The organism is Saccharopolyspora erythraea (assembly GCF_018141105.1).
GTDB lineage: Bacteria > Actinomycetota > Actinomycetes > Mycobacteriales > Pseudonocardiaceae > Saccharopolyspora_D > Saccharopolyspora_D erythraea_A.
The window spans coordinates 1,581,136-1,598,366 of sequence record NZ_CP054839.1; the positions used below are offsets into that span (position 1 = coordinate 1,581,136).

Consider the following 17,231-nt stretch of genomic DNA (forward strand, 5'->3'; position numbering starts at 1 on the left):
AGCCCGCACCGCTGCGAATACCACTGCGGCGACAGTCCCTAGCGGTTGCTGACCGCCTTCTCCAGCTCCTGCTTCGTCATCTTGGAGCGGCCCTTGACGTTCTGGCGCCTGGCGTCCTCGTAGAGCTGCTGCTTGGTCCGCCCGCCGGGGCCGACGCGGTTGCCCGATCGGATGCCGCCCCTGCGCTGCGGCGGGATGTCCTGCGTCGAGGTCTTGCTCTGCCGGCGCGACTGCCCCTGCTGCGCGCGGTCCTTGTTCACCGTGCGGGCGGCGATCTCCTCGGCCCGCGCCTCGCTGGAGCCGCGCTCCTCGGCCGACTCCTTGATGTGCTTGTACTGGCGTTCCTGCTTTCGGTTCCACGCTTGCTGCGGCATCGTGCGCGTCTCCTTCCACGAGCGCGTCGGGGATGTCATCCGGCGGTCGCCCGGACCGGCGGTTGGCGGTCGCCGCCGCCTGGTACGAGGCGCGTTTCCGCCACCGCTCCGGCTTCCTCGGCGAGAACGGCGCAATATGCCCGCGCGTAGGCTTCACGCACCAGCGGGGACCGCGCCTTCTGTTCCGCCGACGACACCGGCCCGAGCTCTTCTGCCTCCACCGCGAAGTCGACGAGGACTTCGCTTCCACTGTCGCCGGGGCACGCTCGTCCGGTGCGCAGCAGCCACGCCGCTATCGGGCTCTCACTCGGCCCCACTCGCAGTTCCACTTCGCCTGCCGCCGCCAAATCGCGCGCGTCCCGGCTGCCCGCCAGTTCGCGCGCGGCGCGCCGACCGGCGTCTTCCGCGGCCGCCACGAGTCCCTCCCAGTCCTGTTCGAAGAGGGAACCCGATTCGGGCTGCCGTTGAACAACCACCGAAATCTCACCACCCAAACTCTGGCGGTCGGTTACCCGCGGGTCCGGCTGTCTAATCCCGACCGGCCAAGTGGGCGGCCAACCCGATTCCTCAGTGAACTCCGCATGGCCGCCTCTTCAGAAGTAGCCGCGGGTCGTGGTGCGGGACGGGCGGTCAGCCGGGCAGGGTGCCGGTCACGGCGAACTCCAGGCGCCGGGCGACCGACACCGCCTGGTCGGCGTAGCGCTCGTAGAAGCGTGCGAGCAGGGCGAGGTTGATCGCCGCCGCGACGCCGTGAGTCCACTCGCTGCCGGTCGCGGCGTCGAGCAGCTCGGCGTGCAGCGCGTCGACCACGTCGTCGGTTCGCCGGAGCTCGCCGAATCCGCCTTCGGCGCTCTCACCGGACACCAGTGCCGCCAGCCGGGCGGCCATGTCGATGTCGAGCCAGGCCATCTCCCGCACCTGGTCCAGGAGCTCGGGCGGGACGGCAGGCGCGGGGTGGGCGCGGCGGGCGATCTCGGCGACGTGCGCGGCCAGGTCGCCCATGCGTTCGACCTTTACCGCGCAGTAGATCGTGGCCAGGACGATGCGCAGCTCGGTGGCCACGGGTGCCTGCAACGCGAGCAGCGTGCTCGCGTGCTCCTCGCACCGCTCGCCCGCCTCGTCGAGCTCGACGTCGTCGGCCATGACGCGCTCGGCGAGCTCCAGGTCGGCCTCCAGCAGCGCCCGGGTGGCCCCGCGCATGGCTTCCGCGGCGAGCTCGCACATGCCGATCAGCTCGTCGCCCAGCCGCTCCAACTGCCCGTGGAACTCCTCGCGCACGTTTCGAGGGTATGCCTCCCAGCGCACATCGCAGCGGAACCGGCGGGGCGTTTTGCCGCTGAGGCGCAAGGGAATCAGGCGAGTGGGCCGGTTCGGCCTGGCCACGGCCCCGCAACGGGAAGACCGGACAGATGGAGGATGTGAAGATGACCTTCAGGCAGGCATGCGCGAAGACGGCGAGCGCGGTTCGCCGTTGGACGTCGGCGGCGCAGACGAGCGGTGTCGCAGGCAGCGGAGGCCACGACCCGTTGCTGCACACCGGTCCGCGAACCCCGCCGGACCCGCCCGGTGGTGCTCACTCGCGGTCCCGCCGCTGAGGCCGTGAGCCGGGCGTGAGTGCGGCGCGGACCCGTGAGCGCCGCGAGCGAACCCTGCGAACACCGCGCTTGCGGCCCGAACCGAACGGCACGGCAATGCACTGACTCCGCGTAGTCAGTTCTGGTTTCCAGCGTGGGTGACGCACGTGGAATCCTGAGAGGACGAGCACAAAGGGTGTTCGCGTCTCGGTTTCCGGTGCCGATGTTGCCTGGTGCCCGCGGCGGGCCCCGCGCCCGCCGCGGTGCTCCCGCAACCACCTCCCCCGTTGCGTTTCCCACTCGGCGCTCCAGGTGCGCAGGGGTCCTCAAACGTCACCAACTCCGCCACGCCCGGCTCATCCCGGACATGCGGACTCCTCCGCGAGGGTCGCGACGGCGTGCAGCAGGCCCGGTTCGGCACCCGCCGCCCGGAGCACCTCGATGCTGCGCCGCTGCGCGGGCGACAGCGGGGCGGGTCTCGTACAGGAAGTTCCGACCCGGCTGTCGTAGGACAGTGCCCGGACGAGGCTGGTGATGTCGGCGCCGAGGCGGTCGCAAAGCTCAGCGAGGTCGTTGAAGAACGACTGCTTGACCGCCGCGCAGCCGTTCACCGCATGTGGCACCAGGTCCGCGCTCCGCACGTCCGTGCGAACCACGGGCGCCGCGATCCCTTCGTAGAGCGCGTGGGCCGCATCGCCTGCATCGTCCACATCAGACCCGATGACGACCACGTCCGGTGTGAGCCACTGCGCGGTGGAGACTTCGGACCGCCGCGGGTTGCTGACCAATGCCAAGTCGCCTCGTCGAAGCTCGGTGCGCAGCGCATCGGTCGATTCCCATGGTGGACAACAGGAATTGACCACGAGGGCACCCGGCCTCAGGTGGTCGCGCACCGGTGCCAGCACCGCTTCGCCGTCGTGGGCGCCGCACACGAAGACGCTCTGCGCGCGACGGGCGGCCTCGCTCGACCGAAGAACCTCGTGTCCCAGCACGGCAAGGCCCTCGGCCGCGACCCGGCACGGCCCCTCGGCTCCGACGACGAGGACCCGGCGGCGCGGGCCCGTCACGGCGCTCCCCCGCCCGAAACGGCGGCGCACCGGTCGAGCTGCACCGCGGCCGCCTCGATCACCTCGTCGGTGGTCAGCCGCAGCAGCCCGGGGTCGGGCCGGTCGGCGAGGTCCGCTCGGACGTGCGGTGCGTCGATCCCGGGGTCGGCGATGTCGAGCACGAGCGGGGTCCCGCCCTCGTCGGCCACGGCCCGGGCCGTCGCGGTCGCCCGGCCCGACGCGCCTCCGGTGATGAGTACGTTGCCGAGCGGCTTCATCGTTCTCCCTCCTCAGGTCGGTGCCTGCGCTACACGGCCGCGGTCAGCCCGCTGAGCAGCCGGGTCGTCGAGTAGCCCTCGACCAGCGGGACGAACACGGTGCGACCGCCGTGGCGGTGGACCACGCCGGCCTCGGGCAGCGAGTCGAGGTCGCAGTCGCCGCCCGTGACCCACACGTCGGGCCGCAGCTCGTCGAGCAGCGCCGACGGTGAGCTCTCGTCGAAGACCGCGACGGCGTCGACCGGTTCGAGCGTCTCCAGCAGGTGCCTGCGGTCGGCCTCGCCGACGACCGGGCGGGCCGGGCCCTTGAGCCTGCGCACCGAGTCGTCGGAGTTCATGCACACCACCAGCGCGTCGCCCAGTTCGCGGGCGCGTTGCAGGAGTCGCACGTGGCCGGGGTGCAGCAGGTCGAAGCAGCCGCCGGTGGCCACCAGCCGTCCACCGCCGCGACGCACGTCGGCGGCGACGTCCAGCGCGTTGCACCCACCGCCGGCCTCCGGGGCGTTCCTGCCCGCGGTCGCGGCGCCGGCGACTTCGTCCTCCTGCCTGGTGGCCAGGTGCGAGGCGCCGCCGTCGGCGACGAAGCGGCTGGCGGTGTCGACCGCCGCCGAGACCGCGTCCGGGCGTTCGGAGCCCTCGGCCAGCGCCAGCGCGACGGCGACCGCGAAGCTGTCGCCCGCGCCGCAGACGTCGGCGCTGGGCCTGACCGAGCGGGCGCGGGGCACTGGGAAGGGTTGTCCCCGGTGCGGGGGGACGAGCATCGCCCCCTCGCCTCCCAGCGTCACCGCGACCGCTCGGCACCCCCAGCGCCGCAGCAGCTCCCGGCCCGCCTCGGCGGCCGAGTCGAGGTGCTGCGTTCCGGTGAAATGCGCGGCCTCCGCCCGGTTCGGTACGACCAGGTCGGCGCGATCCACCGGTTCCGCGCCCCTGACGTGCGGCTCCCAGACCAGGGGCACGTCGGAGGGCAGCCCGCGCAGGGCCCGGCGCAGGGACGAGTTGCGCGTCGTGCCCCTTCCGTAGTCGGCGACCAGCACCGCGCCCGCGTTGTTCAGCACCGGCGGCAGGTGCGCGCCGAGCGCCCCGTCCAGCACCAGGCCCTCGCCGGAGTCGACCCGCAGCAGCGACTGGCCCGCGACCCGCACCCGCGTCTTGCACGGTGTGGCGCCCTGGAACGGCAGGTCCACCAGGCGGACCTGCTCGGCCAGCAGCCCGCTCAGCTCGCGGCCGTGGTCGTCGGTGCCGACACCGGCGACGAGCACGACCTCCACGCCCTGGCGGGCGGCGATCAGCGCGGCCATTCCCGCGCCGCCGGGGCGGCGCCTGCGCGCGGCGACGTCGACGACCGGCACCGGTGCGTCCGGGCACAGCCGCTCCGACGTGCCTTCGAGGTCGATGTCGAGCAGGGCGTCCCCGACCACCACCAGCGGACCGCGCATCATCGCACCGCGCTCCCCTCTTCCCGCCGGGAGCCGGCCACGTCGAAGACCGCGCACAGGGCGTGGATCAGCGCGAGGTGCATCTCCTGGACGGTGGCCGGGCTCGGCGCCTGCACCGCCACCGCCTCGTCGCAGACGGCGGCAAGCATGGCGGGGCCGGTCAGCGCCCAGGTGCTCATCCCGATCTCGTGGGCCGTCTTCTCCGCGGTGATGACGTTCTGGCCGCGCTCGCTGGTCGACAGGGCGATGGGGACGTCACCGGGCCTGCCGTGGGCGCGCACGCCCCTGGCGAAGACCTCCTGCTCGCCGTAGTCGTTGAGGATCGCGGTGCAGGCCGAGTGGTCGGCGTGCAGCGGGATCGCCGCGCAGGGCCTGCGGTCGTACAGGAACCGCCCGGCCAGCTCACCGGTCGGGTGCTGCACCTCGGCGGCGCGGCCGTCGTCGCCGCACGCCGGCAGCCTGCCACCGGACTCGAGCACGGTCGCCGGCCGCCTGCCCCAGGAGTCGATCGAGCGCGCGTAGCGGCCGGCCCGCGAGGCGGAGTCGGCCAGCGCGGCGAAGTGCTCCTCGATCACGGCCTGCCCCCTGTCGACGCCAGGGGCCGGTGCAGGGTGCGGGCCCGCTGGTACACGGCCTCGGTCTGGGCGGCCAGCCGGTCCCAGCCGTAGCGCTCGCGCACCCGGCGGACCCCGGCCCGGCCCATCTCGGCCCGCCGGCGCGGGTCCGACAGCAGGTCCCGCAGCGCGCAGGCGAGCGCGGAGCTGTCCTTCGGCGGCACGAACAGCCCCGTCCCGCCGTCGGCCACCGAGTCGAGGTGCCCGCCGACCGCCGAGACCACCAGCGGCACGCCGCAGGCCATCGCCTCCAGCGGGACGGTGCCGAACGGCTCGTACCAGGGCACGCAGACCACCACGTCGGCCGACCGGTACAGGGCGGCGGCGGTCTCGTGCGGCACCTGCCCGGCGAAGCGCACCCGGTCGGCGACCCCGGCCCCGGCGGCGGCCGCGCGCAGCCTGGCGACCTCGGGATCGCCGTCCCACTCGCGGTGCGCGGGGCCGCCCGCCACGACCAGCTCCGCGCCGGGCACCTCGGCGAGAGCCCTGATGGCCGTGTCGACGCCCTTGCGCTCGACCAGGCGGCCGATGCTGAGGATGCGCGGCGCGTCGCCGCGGCGGGCGACCGGTCCCTCCGGGGTGAACTTGCCCAGGTCCGTGCCGCAGGGCACGATCGCCGCCCGCTGCGGCGGCAGCCCGATCTCCTCGAGCTCGCGCACCTCGTCGGAGCAGGTCGCCACGACCACGTCCGCCCCGCAGGCGAGCTCGCTCTCGACGCGTTCCCGCTGCGGCGGGCTGGTGTCCTCGACGCCCTGGTGGCGGCGCTTGACCCGGCCGAGCGCGTGGAAGGTCTGCAGCAGCGGGACGTCCAGGTCGCGCAGCCCGCGCCGGGCGGCGACCCCGCTCATCCAGAAGTGCGCGTGCACCACGTCCGGCCGCTCCAGCGCCCAGCGCACCGCCAGCCGGTCGCCGAACTCGGTCATGTGGGGCAGCAGGTGGTCCTTGGGGATCGGCTCGGCGGGCCCGGCGGGCACGTGCTCGACGGTCACGCCCGGCGCCACGCGCACGCTGGGCGGCAGCTCCGGCGAGTCCCGCCTGGTGTGCACGACGACCTCGTGCCCGAGCCGGGCCAGCCCGGTGGCCAGCTCCGCGACGTGCACGTTCTGACCGCCCGCGTCGGCTCCCCCGAGCGGGGCGAGCGGGCTCGCGTGCTCGGAGATCAGCTCGATCCTCATCCGGTCACCTCCTGCAGAAGTCGTCGGTGGCCGACCCGGGTTCCGGGTCGATCCACGGCGCGCACCACTCGACGACCCGGTCCACGCCGGACAGCAGCTCGCCCGCGGCACTCCCGCGCGGGCCCGCGAGCAGCACCACCTCGGTCGCGCCCGCGGACGCCGCCCGGATGGCCGGGCCCGCGAGCAGCACGTCGCCCGCGTCGTCGATCCGGACGGTCAGGCCCCGGCCGGTCACCGCGCCGCCTCCGCCAGGATCCGGGTGACCGCCTCCGGCACCGTCCGCGCGACCTCGGCGTTCTGCCACGCCCACTGGATCTCCGGTGCGAGGGTGCGTTCGGTGGGCACCAGGATCGCCCTGGCGCCTGCCGCGCTCGCGGCGTCGACGTCGGCGCCGGTGTCGCCGATGACCACGCAGGCGCTCGTGGGCACGTGCAACTCGGCAGCCGCCCGCTCGATGAGGCCAGGCGCGGGCTTCCGGCAGTCGCAGCCGTCGGCGTCGCCGTGGACGCAGACCTGCCAGGTGCCGAACGGGCCGAGGTGGCGCTCCACCTCCCGGTTGACCGCGGCGACTTCGGACTCGTCGACCAGTCCTCTTGCGACACCCGACTGGTCGCTGACCACGCCGACGCGGATTCCGTTGGTGCGCAGCAGGTCCAACGCCGCGCGCACCCCGGCGACCGGGCGCACGCAAGCAGGGTCTCCGTTGTGGGGGACGTCGTGGATCAGCGTGTCGTCCCGGTCGAACAGCACAACCGCGGGCCGTTTCCGGTGCCGGCGTCGCCGGCGGGCTTGCCGCAGCTCCCCGCGCAGCCGGTGCCAGGTCGCCACGGGCGGGATCAGCGCGCTGGTGAACAGCATCCGCGCGACCTCGGCGGGGTCGCGCGGCCCGGGCGCGATGCGCAGCGCGGCGAACTCCGCGGTCATCCCGAACCAGACGCCGGCGGTGACCGCGGAAACCTTCGTCCACTTCGGTCTACCGCGGCCCGCGAGCGCCAGCACCCCGGTCGCCACCAGGGATGCGGTGACGAGCAGGTGCTTGCGGGGCCGTCCCGGGCCCTCCCCGATCGCGGCGCGCCACGTGCGGCCGTGCTTGCGGCGCATGATCGCGTTGTCCTGGTTGCCCACCTGGGCCCGGACGCCGGCCAGGAATCCGGCCGGGCGCACCGGGTGGACCGTGGCCCGGGTCCCGGAGACGATGCGGTAGCCCATGGCCTGCACGCGCAGCGCGAGGTCGGCATCCTCCCGGAAGGCGCGCGGGAACTCCTCGTCGAATCCCCCGGCGATGGTCAACGCGCCACGGCGGTAGGCCATGTCGGCGGTGATCCACCGCGCGCGGGAGCGCCCCGCGGTGCCGCGCTCCCAGTCCGTCGCCCGGCGGTGCCGTGGCAGCGGCACCTCGATGCGACCCTGGCTCGCGCCGACGTCGTCGGGCAGCGCGCCGATGTCCCGTCGCAGAGCGCGTTTCCAGTCCGGTCCCGGCGCCACGTCGTCGTCGAGGAAGACGACCCACTCCGTGCGCGTCTCCTGCCACCCGGCGTTGCGCGCCGCTGCCGGCCCGTGCCCACCCGAGCGGACAACCCGGGTCAGCAACGACGTGCGCGGAATCTCCAGCGGTGCGGGCGGACAGCGGCGGTCGTCGACGACGAGCACTTCCGCCGGTTGCGGTCCGGGCAGGTCCTCCAGTGCGGCGAGCAGCACCCCGAGGCTCTCGCGCCCGGTAGTGGGCACCACGACGGTGTAGTCGATGAGGCCCGCGCTCACCGCCGAACCCCCGCGCGCCGCACCGCGAAGGGCCCGAGCACCAGCAGGTCGATTGGAGCGGAACCGAAGCACTCCAGGGCGTCCACAGGGGTGTCGACCATCGGCCTGCCGGGCGGGTTGAAGCTGGTGTTGACCACAGTGGGCAGACCGGTTCGCGCGGCGAAGGCGTCGAGCACGCGCGCCAGGAGTGGTTCGCGGTGCCGGTCGACGGTCTGGATGCGCGCCGTGCCGTCGACGTGCACCACCGCCGGTATGCGGTCGCGCCACTCTTCCGCCACGTCGTGCACGAAGAGCATGTAGGGACTGGGAATCGGGCCCCTGCCGAAAAGCTCCGGGGCTCGCTCGGTGAGCACCATCGGTGCGATCGGCCGGAACCGCTCGCGGCCCTTGACGTCGTTGAGACGTTCGACGTTGCCCGCGTGCCCGGGGTGGGCCAGCAGCGAGCGGTGCCCGAGCGCGCGCGGCCCGAACTCGCTGCGGCCCTCAAACCAGCCGACGATCTCGTTGCGCGCCAGGGATTCGGCCACTTCCTCCGCCAGATCGTCCGGACGCTCGTAGGGGATGCGCGCGGCGTCGAGCCGGGCCGCAAGCTCGGCCTCGCCGAATCCGCGCCCGAGGTCGGCTCCGCTCATCGGGCGGATGGCCTCCCCGCTCTCGGCCGCCACGTGCAGCGCGGCACCGAGCGCGGTACCGGCATCCCCGGCCGCGGGCTGCACCCACACCTCGTCGAACGGCCCCTCGTCGGCGATGCGCGTGTTGGCCACGCAGTTCAGCGCGATGCCGCCGGCCATCGTCAGGTGCCGCTGGCCGGTGCGGTCGTGCAGCCACCTAGTCAGCTCGAGCAGGACCTCTTCCAGCCGCACCTGCACGCTGGCGGCCAGTTCGGCGTGCGCGGGGAGCATCTCGTCGCCGGGGCGGCGTCGCGGTGCCCACTGCTCCCAGTCGATCGGGGCGATGGTGAATCCGCCGTCGGTCACGCGCACGTGCTCGGCGAAGCCGGAGAGTTGAGCCGGTTTCGCGTAGGCGGCCAGCGCCATCACCTCGTACTCGTCGCCGGAGCGGTGGAAACCCAGGTGCTCGGTCAGCTCCTCGTACATCAGCCCGAGGGAGTGCGGCAGCCGTTGCCGCGCATGCACTTCGAGCTTGCCGTAGCGGTACTCCCCCGCCAGCATCGACGTGCTCTCACCCCGCCCGTCGGCGGTGAGCACGGCGCAGTCGCCGAACGGCGCCGCGAGCCCGGCGGATGCGGCGTGCGCGTAGTGGTGCGGGACGAACCTGCTTCGCGCGTGTTCGATACCGGGTAACGCGGTGCGCAGGAAGCGCGGCGCGCGTTCGGCGTAGGCGGTGCGCAGGTCCTCCCAGCCCGGGTCCAGCCCTTCCAACCCGTTGTCGACCAGCGCGGGTTCGTAGGAGAAGGCGACGACGTCCACATCGGCCGCGGAGATCCCAGCCTCGCGAAGGCACCACCCCGCCGCGCGATCGGGCTGCTCCCAGGCCGCGAACGGCACCGGCTGCTTGCCGTGCTTGCGCCTGCTGAAGCGCTCCTCCTCCGCCGCGGCGACCACGTCACCATCGACGACCAGCACCGCCGCCGGGTCGTGGAAGACCGAGTTGATGCCGAGGATTCGCACGAGTGCCCCCACGATGCGAAGGAAAGACCTGCCGTGGCACCGCGCGCCGGCGTCACGCGCCACTGCTCATACCGCTACCCTGCGAAGCGGCTCTCGAAACGTTTCAGCGCAGGAAGTTGACCTCCGCAGGCAGGAAAACTGTCGCGCAACACTCCAACGTGGACGCTCGGTCCGCGTGATCCGCTACAGCGCGTGTGGTTGTCCCCCCCTTCCGTATTCTGGTGACGCGGAGGATGCGTCGACGACGAGAGGTGATGACGTGCGTGTGCTGGTCGTCGGCTGGGCGAGCTTCCTCCACGGGAGACCACCGCCGGTGACGTTGCCGCCATGAGGCGCGTGGCCACCGCACTGCGCGCTGCCGATGTGCCCTGCGACTGCGCCTGGAGCCCGGGTTTCGAACCCGGCGCGCTGAGCATCTCCGACGCGGAGCCGAGGAATTACACCGATGTGGTCTTCGCCTGCGGCCCCGCACGGGGATGGCAACTGCGCGAGCTGCACCAGCGCTACGCCCGCTGCCGGCGGATCGCCGTGGGTGTTTCCGTCGTGGACCCGGACGATCCCGCGCTGACCGACTTCGACGTCGTGCTGGCACGCGACGGCCCGGGAACCACACCGGTGCAAGATCTGGCTTCACACCAACGATCCCGTGCGCTGCCGGTCGCCGGGGTCGCGCTCGCACCGGGACAGCCGGAGTACGGCGACCGGCGCCGCCACGACGAGCTGCACCGGGTGTTGCAGGGGTGGATCAACGCACTCGACTGCGCACCCCTCGAACTGGACACCCGGCTCGACACCGGCGACTGGCGGCACTGCTGCACACCGGAGCAGTTCGCCGTGCTCGTGGGACGCACCGACGTGGTGCTCACCTCGCGCCTGCACGGACTGGTTTTCGCGTTGAGCGGCGGAGTTCCCGCGCTCGCGGTCGACCCGGTCGACGGCGGCGGCAAGGTCTCCGCGCAGGCCGAGGCCTGGAACTGGCCCGCGGTCGTCGGTGTCGGGGAGGTCCTGCGAGCGGGAAGGCCGTGGGAGGTGCTGGACAGCTGGTGGTCCTGGTGCACGTCGCCCATCGCGCGGGCCCTGGCCCGGATGCGAGCGCGCACCGACGTCGACACCAGCCGGGGGCTGACCGAACGGATGCTCGCCGAACTCCACGGGTGCGCGGTCGCCGGTTCCGGGACCGGCGAGCGGCAGGGCTGACAGGAGGTGGCACGTCGTGGTCGACAACGGCTCCAGCAATGAGTTGGGCCAGCTCGTGGAGGGAGTTCCCCGATGTGGAAGTCGTGCGCTCGCCCAGCAACCTCGGCGCGGTCGCGCGCAACCTCGGTGTGCTGCGGGCGTGAACCCGCCCAAGAACTGAGTTCCGCGACCGGGTGCCCGCGCTACGACGGCGGTTCCGGCACCTCTGGTGTCTCCGGCGCGTCAGGTCGGTCCGGGTCCGGCACCTCGGGCGTTCCCGGGGCGCTCGGCTTGCGCGGCTGCACCGGACGCGGGGTGTTGGGCGGGTCCGGGACCTCAGGCGTGCCCGGCCAGTCCGGATCCGGTACTTCCGGCGTGCCCGGGTGCGGCGAGCCGGGGTCGCCCGCCCGCTCGGCGGTGGACCTCCTCGTTGCCTTCCGGTCGTCGCGACGCTCGGGGATCGTCACTGCTGCGCGCTCCTTCCCGGCTGCTACCCGCCGAACCGGACCAGACGGCGCTCCAGGCCGTCGTCGGCGTTCGGGCGCCGGAAGTCCGGCGGCACGAGCGCACCCGGGCTCTCGCCGTCCTCGGCCTCCCGCAGGTAGCGGTCGACGGTGTGCGGCTTGGGCAGGATGTCCTCACCCAGGTAGCTGACCACGACCGTGTCATCGTCCTCGCTGGTGACGACCCGCAGCGCCCAGCCGTTGATCTCGTCCCAGGTCAGCAGAACCCGGCAGCCGGGCAGGGTGGGAACCCTCGACCGCACCGCGATGATCGCCGTGGCGAACCCGCCGTCGACGTCGACCTCCGCGCCCTCGACATCACCGCCGAGGCGGCCGACCACCGCTTCGACGTAGTTGACCAAGCCGTCCAGCGCTGAACCGCTCACGTCCATCACGGCTCCTCCTCTCCGGCGGGTCCGTCGGCGACCGGAGGCGCACCGGCGGTTCGGACGGGTCGGACGGGTCGGAAACCCTCCTCGGTGAGGTGCTTGTGCCTAGCTTGCCCCCGTCGGGCGACCCTCAAACAGGTTCGTGCCAACGCTGTGAAACCGCCCGTACGGTGCGCACGGGCGACGCGGCGGCATCAGGGTTCAGCGGGACGGGGCCTCAGCCAGGCCCGGAACTCGGAGACCCCGTCCTCAGCGCTCCGCTGCTCGGCGCCACAGGGTTTCCTCCGCCCCGGGCCTGAGTCGACGTAGCGGCGCGTGGCGGAGTTGCGCGGGGGCTCGTCCAGCAGCCGCGGGAGCCGTTCGACGTGGTCGGACACGACGCAGCGCTCGCGCAGCACTCAGCGCCACGGCGACGGCCGACACCGTGTGCCGGTCGCTGGGCGGTGAGCCCGACCGCGCCGCAGCGCTGGGCAGCCGCCAGCGCAGCCACGTGGTCCACAGCGCGTTGCGGATTCCGAGCTGCCTGCGCCGCCGGGCGTCCCTGGCGTGTTCAGCAGCTCGTCGCGGCGGTCGCGGGTGATGATCACCACCGTCGAACGCGCTTTCCCGCTCTGGTGCACCGGAAATCTCATCGCCGTCGCGGTCGACGACGTTGAACCACCCCGCCGGTCGCGGCCCCACGCCCGGGCGTTTGTCCGGTACCAGCAGCGGGTAGTTGATGCGGGTCCGGCAGGAAGGCGGTTCTGCGGTGGGCAACGGATTCGAACGCGCGGCCGTCACGGGCGGAGCGGGCTTCCTCGGATCGCACCTTTGCGAGCAGCTCGTCGCCGCGGGCACCGAGGTGCTGTGCCTGGACAACCTGGTGACCGGTTCGGCGGACAACGTCGAGGCGCTGCGCGGTGATCCGCGCTTCGAGCTGGCCGACCACGACATCGCGCGGTCGCCGGTGCACGCCGACGGCATCGACCTCGTGGTGCACATGGCCTCACCGGCCTCACCCGAGCACTACCTGCGGCTGCCCCTGGAAACGCTGCGGGCCGGTAGCGCGGGCACCGAACACGCCCTCGAGCTGGCCGAGCACAACGGCGCCCGGTTCCTGCTGGTGTCGACCAGCGAGGTCTACGGCGACCCGCTGGAGCACCCGCAGACCGAGGAGTACTGGGGCAACGTCAACCCGGTCGGCCCGCGCGCCGTCTACGACGAGGCCAAGCGCTACGCCGAGGCGCTGACCTCCGCGCACCGCTCGTGCCGGGGCACCGACACCCGCATAGCCCGGGTGTTCAACACCTACGGGCCGCGGATGCGCCCGGACGACGGCCGGATGGTGCCGACGTTCGTCCGCCAGGCGCTGTCCGGCGAACCGATCACCGTCGCGGGCGACGGAACACAGACGCGGTCGCTGTGCTACGTCGGCGACACCGTCCGCGGACTCCTCGGCGTCGCCGGGGGCGACTGGCCGGGGCCGGTGAACATCGGCAACCCCGACGAGCTGACCGTCCGCGAGCTCGCCGAGCTGGTCCGCGAGCTCGCCGGGTCGGCTTCTGAGATCGCCCACGTCCCCGCCGTGGTCGACGACCCGAAACGCCGCTGCCCGGACATCGGCCTCGCCGAGCGGGAACTGGACTGGCGGCCCGCCACCGGCACCAGGCAAGGTCTGCTGCGCACGATCACGTGGTTCCAGCGCAACCTGCACGGCGCCGGGCACGCGAACGTCGGCTGAGCCCACCGGAGTTTGCCCGGCCCACCTTCGCGGCAACCCATCGCGTGCACGAGGAGTTCGACATCGCGGAGGTCGTCATGGCCGACAGCGAACGCGGTGAACGCCCCGACCGCGCGCCCGGGGCCGCGGCCGAACAGCCGCGCAGCGACGTGCCCGAGGACACCGGATACGACGAAGCGGCCGGCGACCGGGTCACCCCCGGTCGGCAACCCGCGCCGGAGGACGAACCGGAGCCGCCGGAACCGTCGCACCTGCGGCACCTGCCCGCCGACATCCCGCCCGGCGGCGGGCAGGGGACGTAGCACTTCGCGAGCGGAGCGGAGCGCAGTCGGCGCTGCGCACGAGCCGACGTGTGCGCGATCACTGAAGATCTTCACCCGATTGCATGTGTCCGCGTGGGGTCCGGTGGGTAATCGACTGCCAGAGGGACGGACACCCCATCGGCGCGGAGGTGATCGAGTTGACGACGACGGCGCGACTTCCCAAGCCTGTCACCGACTCCTGGCAGTGGCAACTCAAGGCTGCCTGCCGGGACCTGGCTTCCAGCCGGTTCTTCCACCCCGACCACGAGCGCGGCAACTCGCGCGACGAGCGCGAGCGCAACGCCAAGAAGGTGTGCCACACCTGCCCGGTCATCCGGGAGTGCCGCGCTCACGCACTGGCGACGAGGGAGCCGTACGGCGTCTGGGGCGGTCTGAGCGAGCACGAGCGCCGGACCCTGGTCTCCAGCGGGAATGTCGCTTGAGGCGCGGGGAAATCGTGCCGTGGCGCGGAACCAGCGTCGGCTGCTGACCCCGGCCGGGGCTCACGGGCCCGGAACCACTCCCGGCGTGCCACTGTGGACATCAGCAGCGCCGTCGTCTCCGGTAGCGCACGCCCTCGGGAGAACACGTGAGCGGTGAACTCGACGAGGTGGCGCGGGAGCTCTACCAGCTCCCGCCGAACGAGTTCACCGGCGCGCGAGGTGAGCGGGTCGCGCAGGCGCGCGAGCGCGGTGACCGCGAACTCGCGAGGGCCATCGGCAAGTTGCGCAAGCCCACGCTCGCCGCGTGGGCGCTCAACCGCGTCGCGGTGGCCGACCGCGAGCGGCTGGAACAACTCGTCGACGTCGGTGACCGGCTCCGTTCGGCGCAGCGGTCGCTGCGCGCCGACGACCTGCGCGAGCTGGACCGCCAGCGGTCGCGGCTGCACCGCGACCTGGTCGAACGCGCCGCGGCACTCGCCGGGGAAGCCGGGCAGGAACTGGGAAACCAGGCCCGCCAACAGGTCGAGCAGACCCTCAACGCTGCGCTGTCGGACCCGGACAGCGCCGGCGAGGTGTGCGCTGGGACTCTCGCGAAACCCCTGGACTACAGCGGTTTCGGACTCGACGAGCTTTCCGCCGAGGCTGTGCGTCGTGCTGCCGAACGCTCGCCCCGGAAGGAGCGGGAAACCTCCGCGAAAACCTCGGAGCGCGCCGCGAAGCCGGGGAAGACGAAGAAGAAACCGGAGCCGGAGCCCACCCCGAAGAAGAAGCCGGAGCCCACCCCGAAGAAGAAGCCGGAGCCGGCCCCGGCGAAGAAGTCCGTGCGCAAGGCGGAGGAGAAACCTCCCGCCAAGGAGGAGAAACGGCCCAGCCTGCGGGACAAGCGGCTCGCCGCCGCGCGCGGCGAGCGGGACGAAGCCGCCGCCGCGCTGCAACGAGCCGACGACGAGTTCGCGCAAGCCCGTCAGGAGCACCGCGCGGCCGAACGCCGGGTCGACGAACTGCGCGAGGAGACCCGCAGAGCCGAGCGCGAGCTCGAGAAGGCGCGGCGCACCGTGGAGCAGGCGGAACGACGGCGCGACCGGGCGGAGCGCCAGCGCTCCCGCGCCGAGGACCGGGTCGCGGACCTCGAAGGATGACGGAAACGAGCATCCCTCCCCGCTCAGTACGCCCGATCATCCCTGCGGGTGCAGGAGAACCTTGATCGAGCCGTCGACCTTGCGCTGGAAGATGTCGTAGCCGTTGGGCGCTTCCTCCAGCGGCAGGTGGTGCGTCGCCAGGTCACGTACGCCGAGCGGGTCGGACTCGTCCTCCACCAACGGCAGCAGGTCACCGATCCAGCGCCGCACGTGGGCCTGGCCCATGGCGATCCGCAGGCCCTTGTCGAACATCGTGAGCATCGGCAGCGGGTCGACCATCCCGCCGTAGACGCCGCTCAGCGAGATCGTGCCCGCCCTGCGCACCGAGTCGATGCATTGGTGCAGCACGGCCAGCCGGTCCACACCCGCCTTGTTCATCAGCGGCTCGGCGACCGCGTCCGGCAGCATGCCGACCATCTTCTGCGCGAGCTCGGCGCCGGGCGAGCCGTGTGCCTCCATCCCGACGGCATCGATCACCGAGTCGGGCCCCCGGCGGTCGGTCATTTCGCGCAGCGCCGCAGGCACGTCTTCGGTGTGGCGGGCGTCGACGACCTCGATCCCGTTGCGCTCGGCCATCTTCAGCCGCTCGTCGACGAGATCCACCGCGATGGGACGGAAACCGCGGTGCCGTGCGATCCGCGCGGACATCTGCCCGATCGGGCCGAGCCCGAACACCGCGACCGAACCGCCCTCCGGCACGGCCGCGTACTCGACGGCCTGCCACGCGGTCGGCAGCACGTCGGAGAGGTACAGGAACTGCTCGTCCGGCGGGCCCTCGGGCACCTTGATCGGCCCGAACTGCGCCTGCGGCACGCGCAGGTACTCCGCCTGGCCGCCGGGCACCTGCCCGTAGAGCTTGGTGTAGCCGAACAGGGACGCGCCGCAGCCCTGGTCGGTGTTCTGCGTCGTCTCGCACTGGGCGTGCAGGCCGCGACGGCACATCCAGCAGTCGCCGCAGGCGATGTTGAAGGGCACGACGACGCGGTCGCCCGGCCTGATGTGCTCCACGGCGGAGCCGACCTCCTCCACGATGCCCATCGGTTCGTGGCCGAGGACGTCGCCGGGGCTGAGGAACGGCGCGAGCACCTCGTACAGGTGCAGGTCCGAACCGCAGATCGCGGTGCTGGTGATGCGTACGACGGCGTCGGTGTCGGTCTCCAGCCGCGGGTCCGGCACGTCCTCCACACGCACGTCCCGCGGTCCCTGCCAGGTCAGCGCTCTCACTTCCGCACCCCGCACGTCTCGGTTCCGGCTGAAGCCGGTTCCAAGCGCGGTCTTCCCCGCCCGCTGCTCGCCTCGTGCGGCGGCGGCCGGCGCTTGGAACCGGGTGATCAGGTGCTACCCCGTTCCGCGACTCGGGCAAACGTCCGCGGGTGTAGGCGCGGAGTGGATGCGGGTAGGCGGGTGGTCGTCGAAGACATCGTCAGGAGAGGACGCCATGGGTGAGCGACACGTGGTCCCGAACCGGGGACACGGCGGCTGGAAGGTCATCGGATCGAGCACGGGTGCCACCGAGCAGCAGGCCGGCAGCCAGGCCGAAGCGGTCGAGCAGGCGATCGCGGAGCTGGCGCACGACGGCGGCGAGGTCCTCGTCCACGGCCTCGACGGCGCGGTGCAGGAGAAGCGGGTCGTCCACCCGCGGCAGCATTAATGATCTTTCGGTAATAGGG

19 protein-coding genes and 1 pseudogene are annotated in these 17,231 nt (G+C 72.7%); 6 read left to right on the forward strand and 14 right to left on the reverse strand.

The window, feature by feature from the left end; all coding sequences use genetic code 11:
• Positions 1-38 precede the first annotated feature (38 nt).
• From HUO13_RS07285 to HUO13_RS07340, 11 genes and pseudogenes are all read right to left on the reverse strand, one after another.
• On the reverse strand, positions 39-374 hold the full coding sequence (locus HUO13_RS07285; RefSeq protein ID WP_211900679.1) for a plasmid stabilization protein: 336 nt from the start codon (positions 372-374) through the stop codon (positions 39-41).
• A 35-nt stretch (positions 375-409) separates the two neighbouring features.
• Positions 410-790 carry a hypothetical protein gene (locus HUO13_RS07290; protein WP_211900680.1) on the reverse strand — a complete coding sequence of 127 codons (381 nt, stop codon included), beginning with the start codon at positions 788-790 and terminating at the stop codon, positions 410-412.
• A gap of 214 nt (positions 791-1,004) precedes the next feature.
• Positions 1,005-1,652, reverse strand: coding sequence for a phosphate signaling complex protein PhoU (gene phoU, locus HUO13_RS07295; protein ID WP_211900681.1), 648 nt, complete (start codon positions 1,650-1,652; stop codon positions 1,005-1,007).
• Positions 1,653-2,304: 652 nt separating this feature from the next.
• A complete protein-coding gene (locus HUO13_RS07300) occupies positions 2,305-3,015 on the reverse strand; it encodes a UDP-glucose 6-dehydrogenase (RefSeq protein ID WP_249124511.1) in 711 nt (236 codons plus the stop codon).
• Positions 3,012-3,272 (reverse strand): hypothetical protein, encoded by a 261-nt coding sequence (locus tag HUO13_RS38310; RefSeq protein WP_432757825.1) that lies wholly within the window; start codon positions 3,270-3,272, stop codon positions 3,012-3,014. The genes HUO13_RS07300 and HUO13_RS38310 overlap by 4 nt, the downstream gene beginning before the upstream one ends.
• A 29-nt stretch (positions 3,273-3,301) precedes the next feature.
• Positions 3,302-4,708, reverse strand: a complete 1,407-nt coding sequence (locus HUO13_RS07315) for a PfkB family carbohydrate kinase (protein WP_211902718.1) — start codon at positions 4,706-4,708, stop codon at positions 3,302-3,304.
• Positions 4,708-5,283: a D-sedoheptulose-7-phosphate isomerase gene (locus HUO13_RS07320; RefSeq protein WP_211900683.1), complete on the reverse strand. Its 576-nt coding sequence runs from the start codon at positions 5,281-5,283 to the stop codon at positions 4,708-4,710. Before HUO13_RS07320 ends, HUO13_RS07315 begins: the two co-directional genes overlap by 1 nt.
• Entirely contained in the window at positions 5,280-6,497 is a 1,218-nt protein-coding gene (locus HUO13_RS07325; protein WP_211900684.1) for a glycosyltransferase, read from the reverse strand. Before HUO13_RS07325 ends, HUO13_RS07320 begins: the two co-directional genes overlap by 4 nt.
• A gap of 19 nt (positions 6,498-6,516) precedes the next feature.
• Positions 6,517-6,732: pseudogene (locus HUO13_RS07330) on the reverse strand (glycosyltransferase family 9 protein); the annotation flags it as partial.
• Complete coding sequence (locus HUO13_RS07335) at positions 6,729-8,258, reverse strand: HAD-IIIA family hydrolase (RefSeq protein ID WP_211900685.1); 1,530 nt, start codon at positions 8,256-8,258, stop codon at positions 6,729-6,731. The pseudogene HUO13_RS07330 and the gene HUO13_RS07335, both read right to left, overlap by 4 nt.
• The gene (locus HUO13_RS07340; protein ID WP_211902719.1) at positions 8,255-9,889 is read right to left on the reverse strand and encodes a carbamoyltransferase family protein; all 1,635 of its coding nucleotides are present in this window, start codon (positions 9,887-9,889) and stop codon (positions 8,255-8,257) included. The genes HUO13_RS07335 and HUO13_RS07340 overlap by 4 nt, the downstream gene beginning before the upstream one ends.
• A 327-nt stretch (positions 9,890-10,216) precedes the next feature.
• Here HUO13_RS07340 and HUO13_RS07345 point away from each other — a divergent pair, with 327 nt between their 5' ends.
• Positions 10,217-11,086: a polysaccharide pyruvyl transferase family protein gene (locus tag HUO13_RS07345; RefSeq protein ID WP_249124512.1), complete on the forward strand. Its 870-nt coding sequence runs from the start codon at positions 10,217-10,219 to the stop codon at positions 11,084-11,086.
• Positions 11,087-11,268: 182 nt separating this feature from the next.
• Here HUO13_RS07345 and HUO13_RS07355 read toward each other — a convergent pair whose 3' ends face one another.
• Positions 11,269-11,532, reverse strand: coding sequence for a hypothetical protein (locus tag HUO13_RS07355; RefSeq protein WP_211900686.1), 264 nt, complete (start codon positions 11,530-11,532; stop codon positions 11,269-11,271).
• Between the two features lie 23 nt (positions 11,533-11,555).
• The gene (locus HUO13_RS07360; protein ID WP_211900687.1) at positions 11,556-11,960 is read right to left on the reverse strand and encodes a DUF6292 family protein; all 405 of its coding nucleotides are present in this window, start codon (positions 11,958-11,960) and stop codon (positions 11,556-11,558) included.
• A 715-nt stretch (positions 11,961-12,675) separates the two neighbouring features.
• On the opposite strand from HUO13_RS07360, the gene HUO13_RS07365 reads away from it, so the two are divergent.
• From HUO13_RS07365 to HUO13_RS07380, 4 genes are all read left to right on the forward strand, one after another.
• Positions 12,676-13,677 (forward strand): NAD-dependent epimerase/dehydratase family protein, encoded by a 1,002-nt coding sequence (locus HUO13_RS07365; RefSeq protein ID WP_211900688.1) that lies wholly within the window; start codon positions 12,676-12,678, stop codon positions 13,675-13,677.
• A 44-nt stretch (positions 13,678-13,721) separates the two neighbouring features.
• Entirely contained in the window at positions 13,722-13,979 is a 258-nt protein-coding gene (locus HUO13_RS07370; RefSeq protein ID WP_249124513.1) for a hypothetical protein, read from the forward strand.
• A 158-nt stretch (positions 13,980-14,137) separates the two neighbouring features.
• Entirely contained in the window at positions 14,138-14,422 is a 285-nt protein-coding gene (locus HUO13_RS07375) for a WhiB family transcriptional regulator (protein WP_211900689.1), read from the forward strand.
• A 146-nt stretch (positions 14,423-14,568) separates the two neighbouring features.
• Positions 14,569-15,561: a hypothetical protein gene (locus HUO13_RS07380; RefSeq protein ID WP_211900690.1), complete on the forward strand. Its 993-nt coding sequence runs from the start codon at positions 14,569-14,571 to the stop codon at positions 15,559-15,561.
• Positions 15,562-15,597: 36 nt separating this feature from the next.
• Here HUO13_RS07380 and HUO13_RS07385 read toward each other — a convergent pair whose 3' ends face one another.
• A complete protein-coding gene (locus tag HUO13_RS07385) occupies positions 15,598-16,785 on the reverse strand; it encodes a zinc-dependent alcohol dehydrogenase (protein ID WP_211900691.1) in 1,188 nt (395 codons plus the stop codon).
• A 214-nt stretch (positions 16,786-16,999) separates the two neighbouring features.
• Here HUO13_RS07385 and HUO13_RS07390 point away from each other — a divergent pair, with 214 nt between their 5' ends.
• Positions 17,000-17,212, forward strand: a complete 213-nt coding sequence (locus HUO13_RS07390; protein WP_211900692.1) for a DUF2188 domain-containing protein — start codon at positions 17,000-17,002, stop codon at positions 17,210-17,212.
• Positions 17,213-17,231 lie beyond the last annotated feature (19 nt).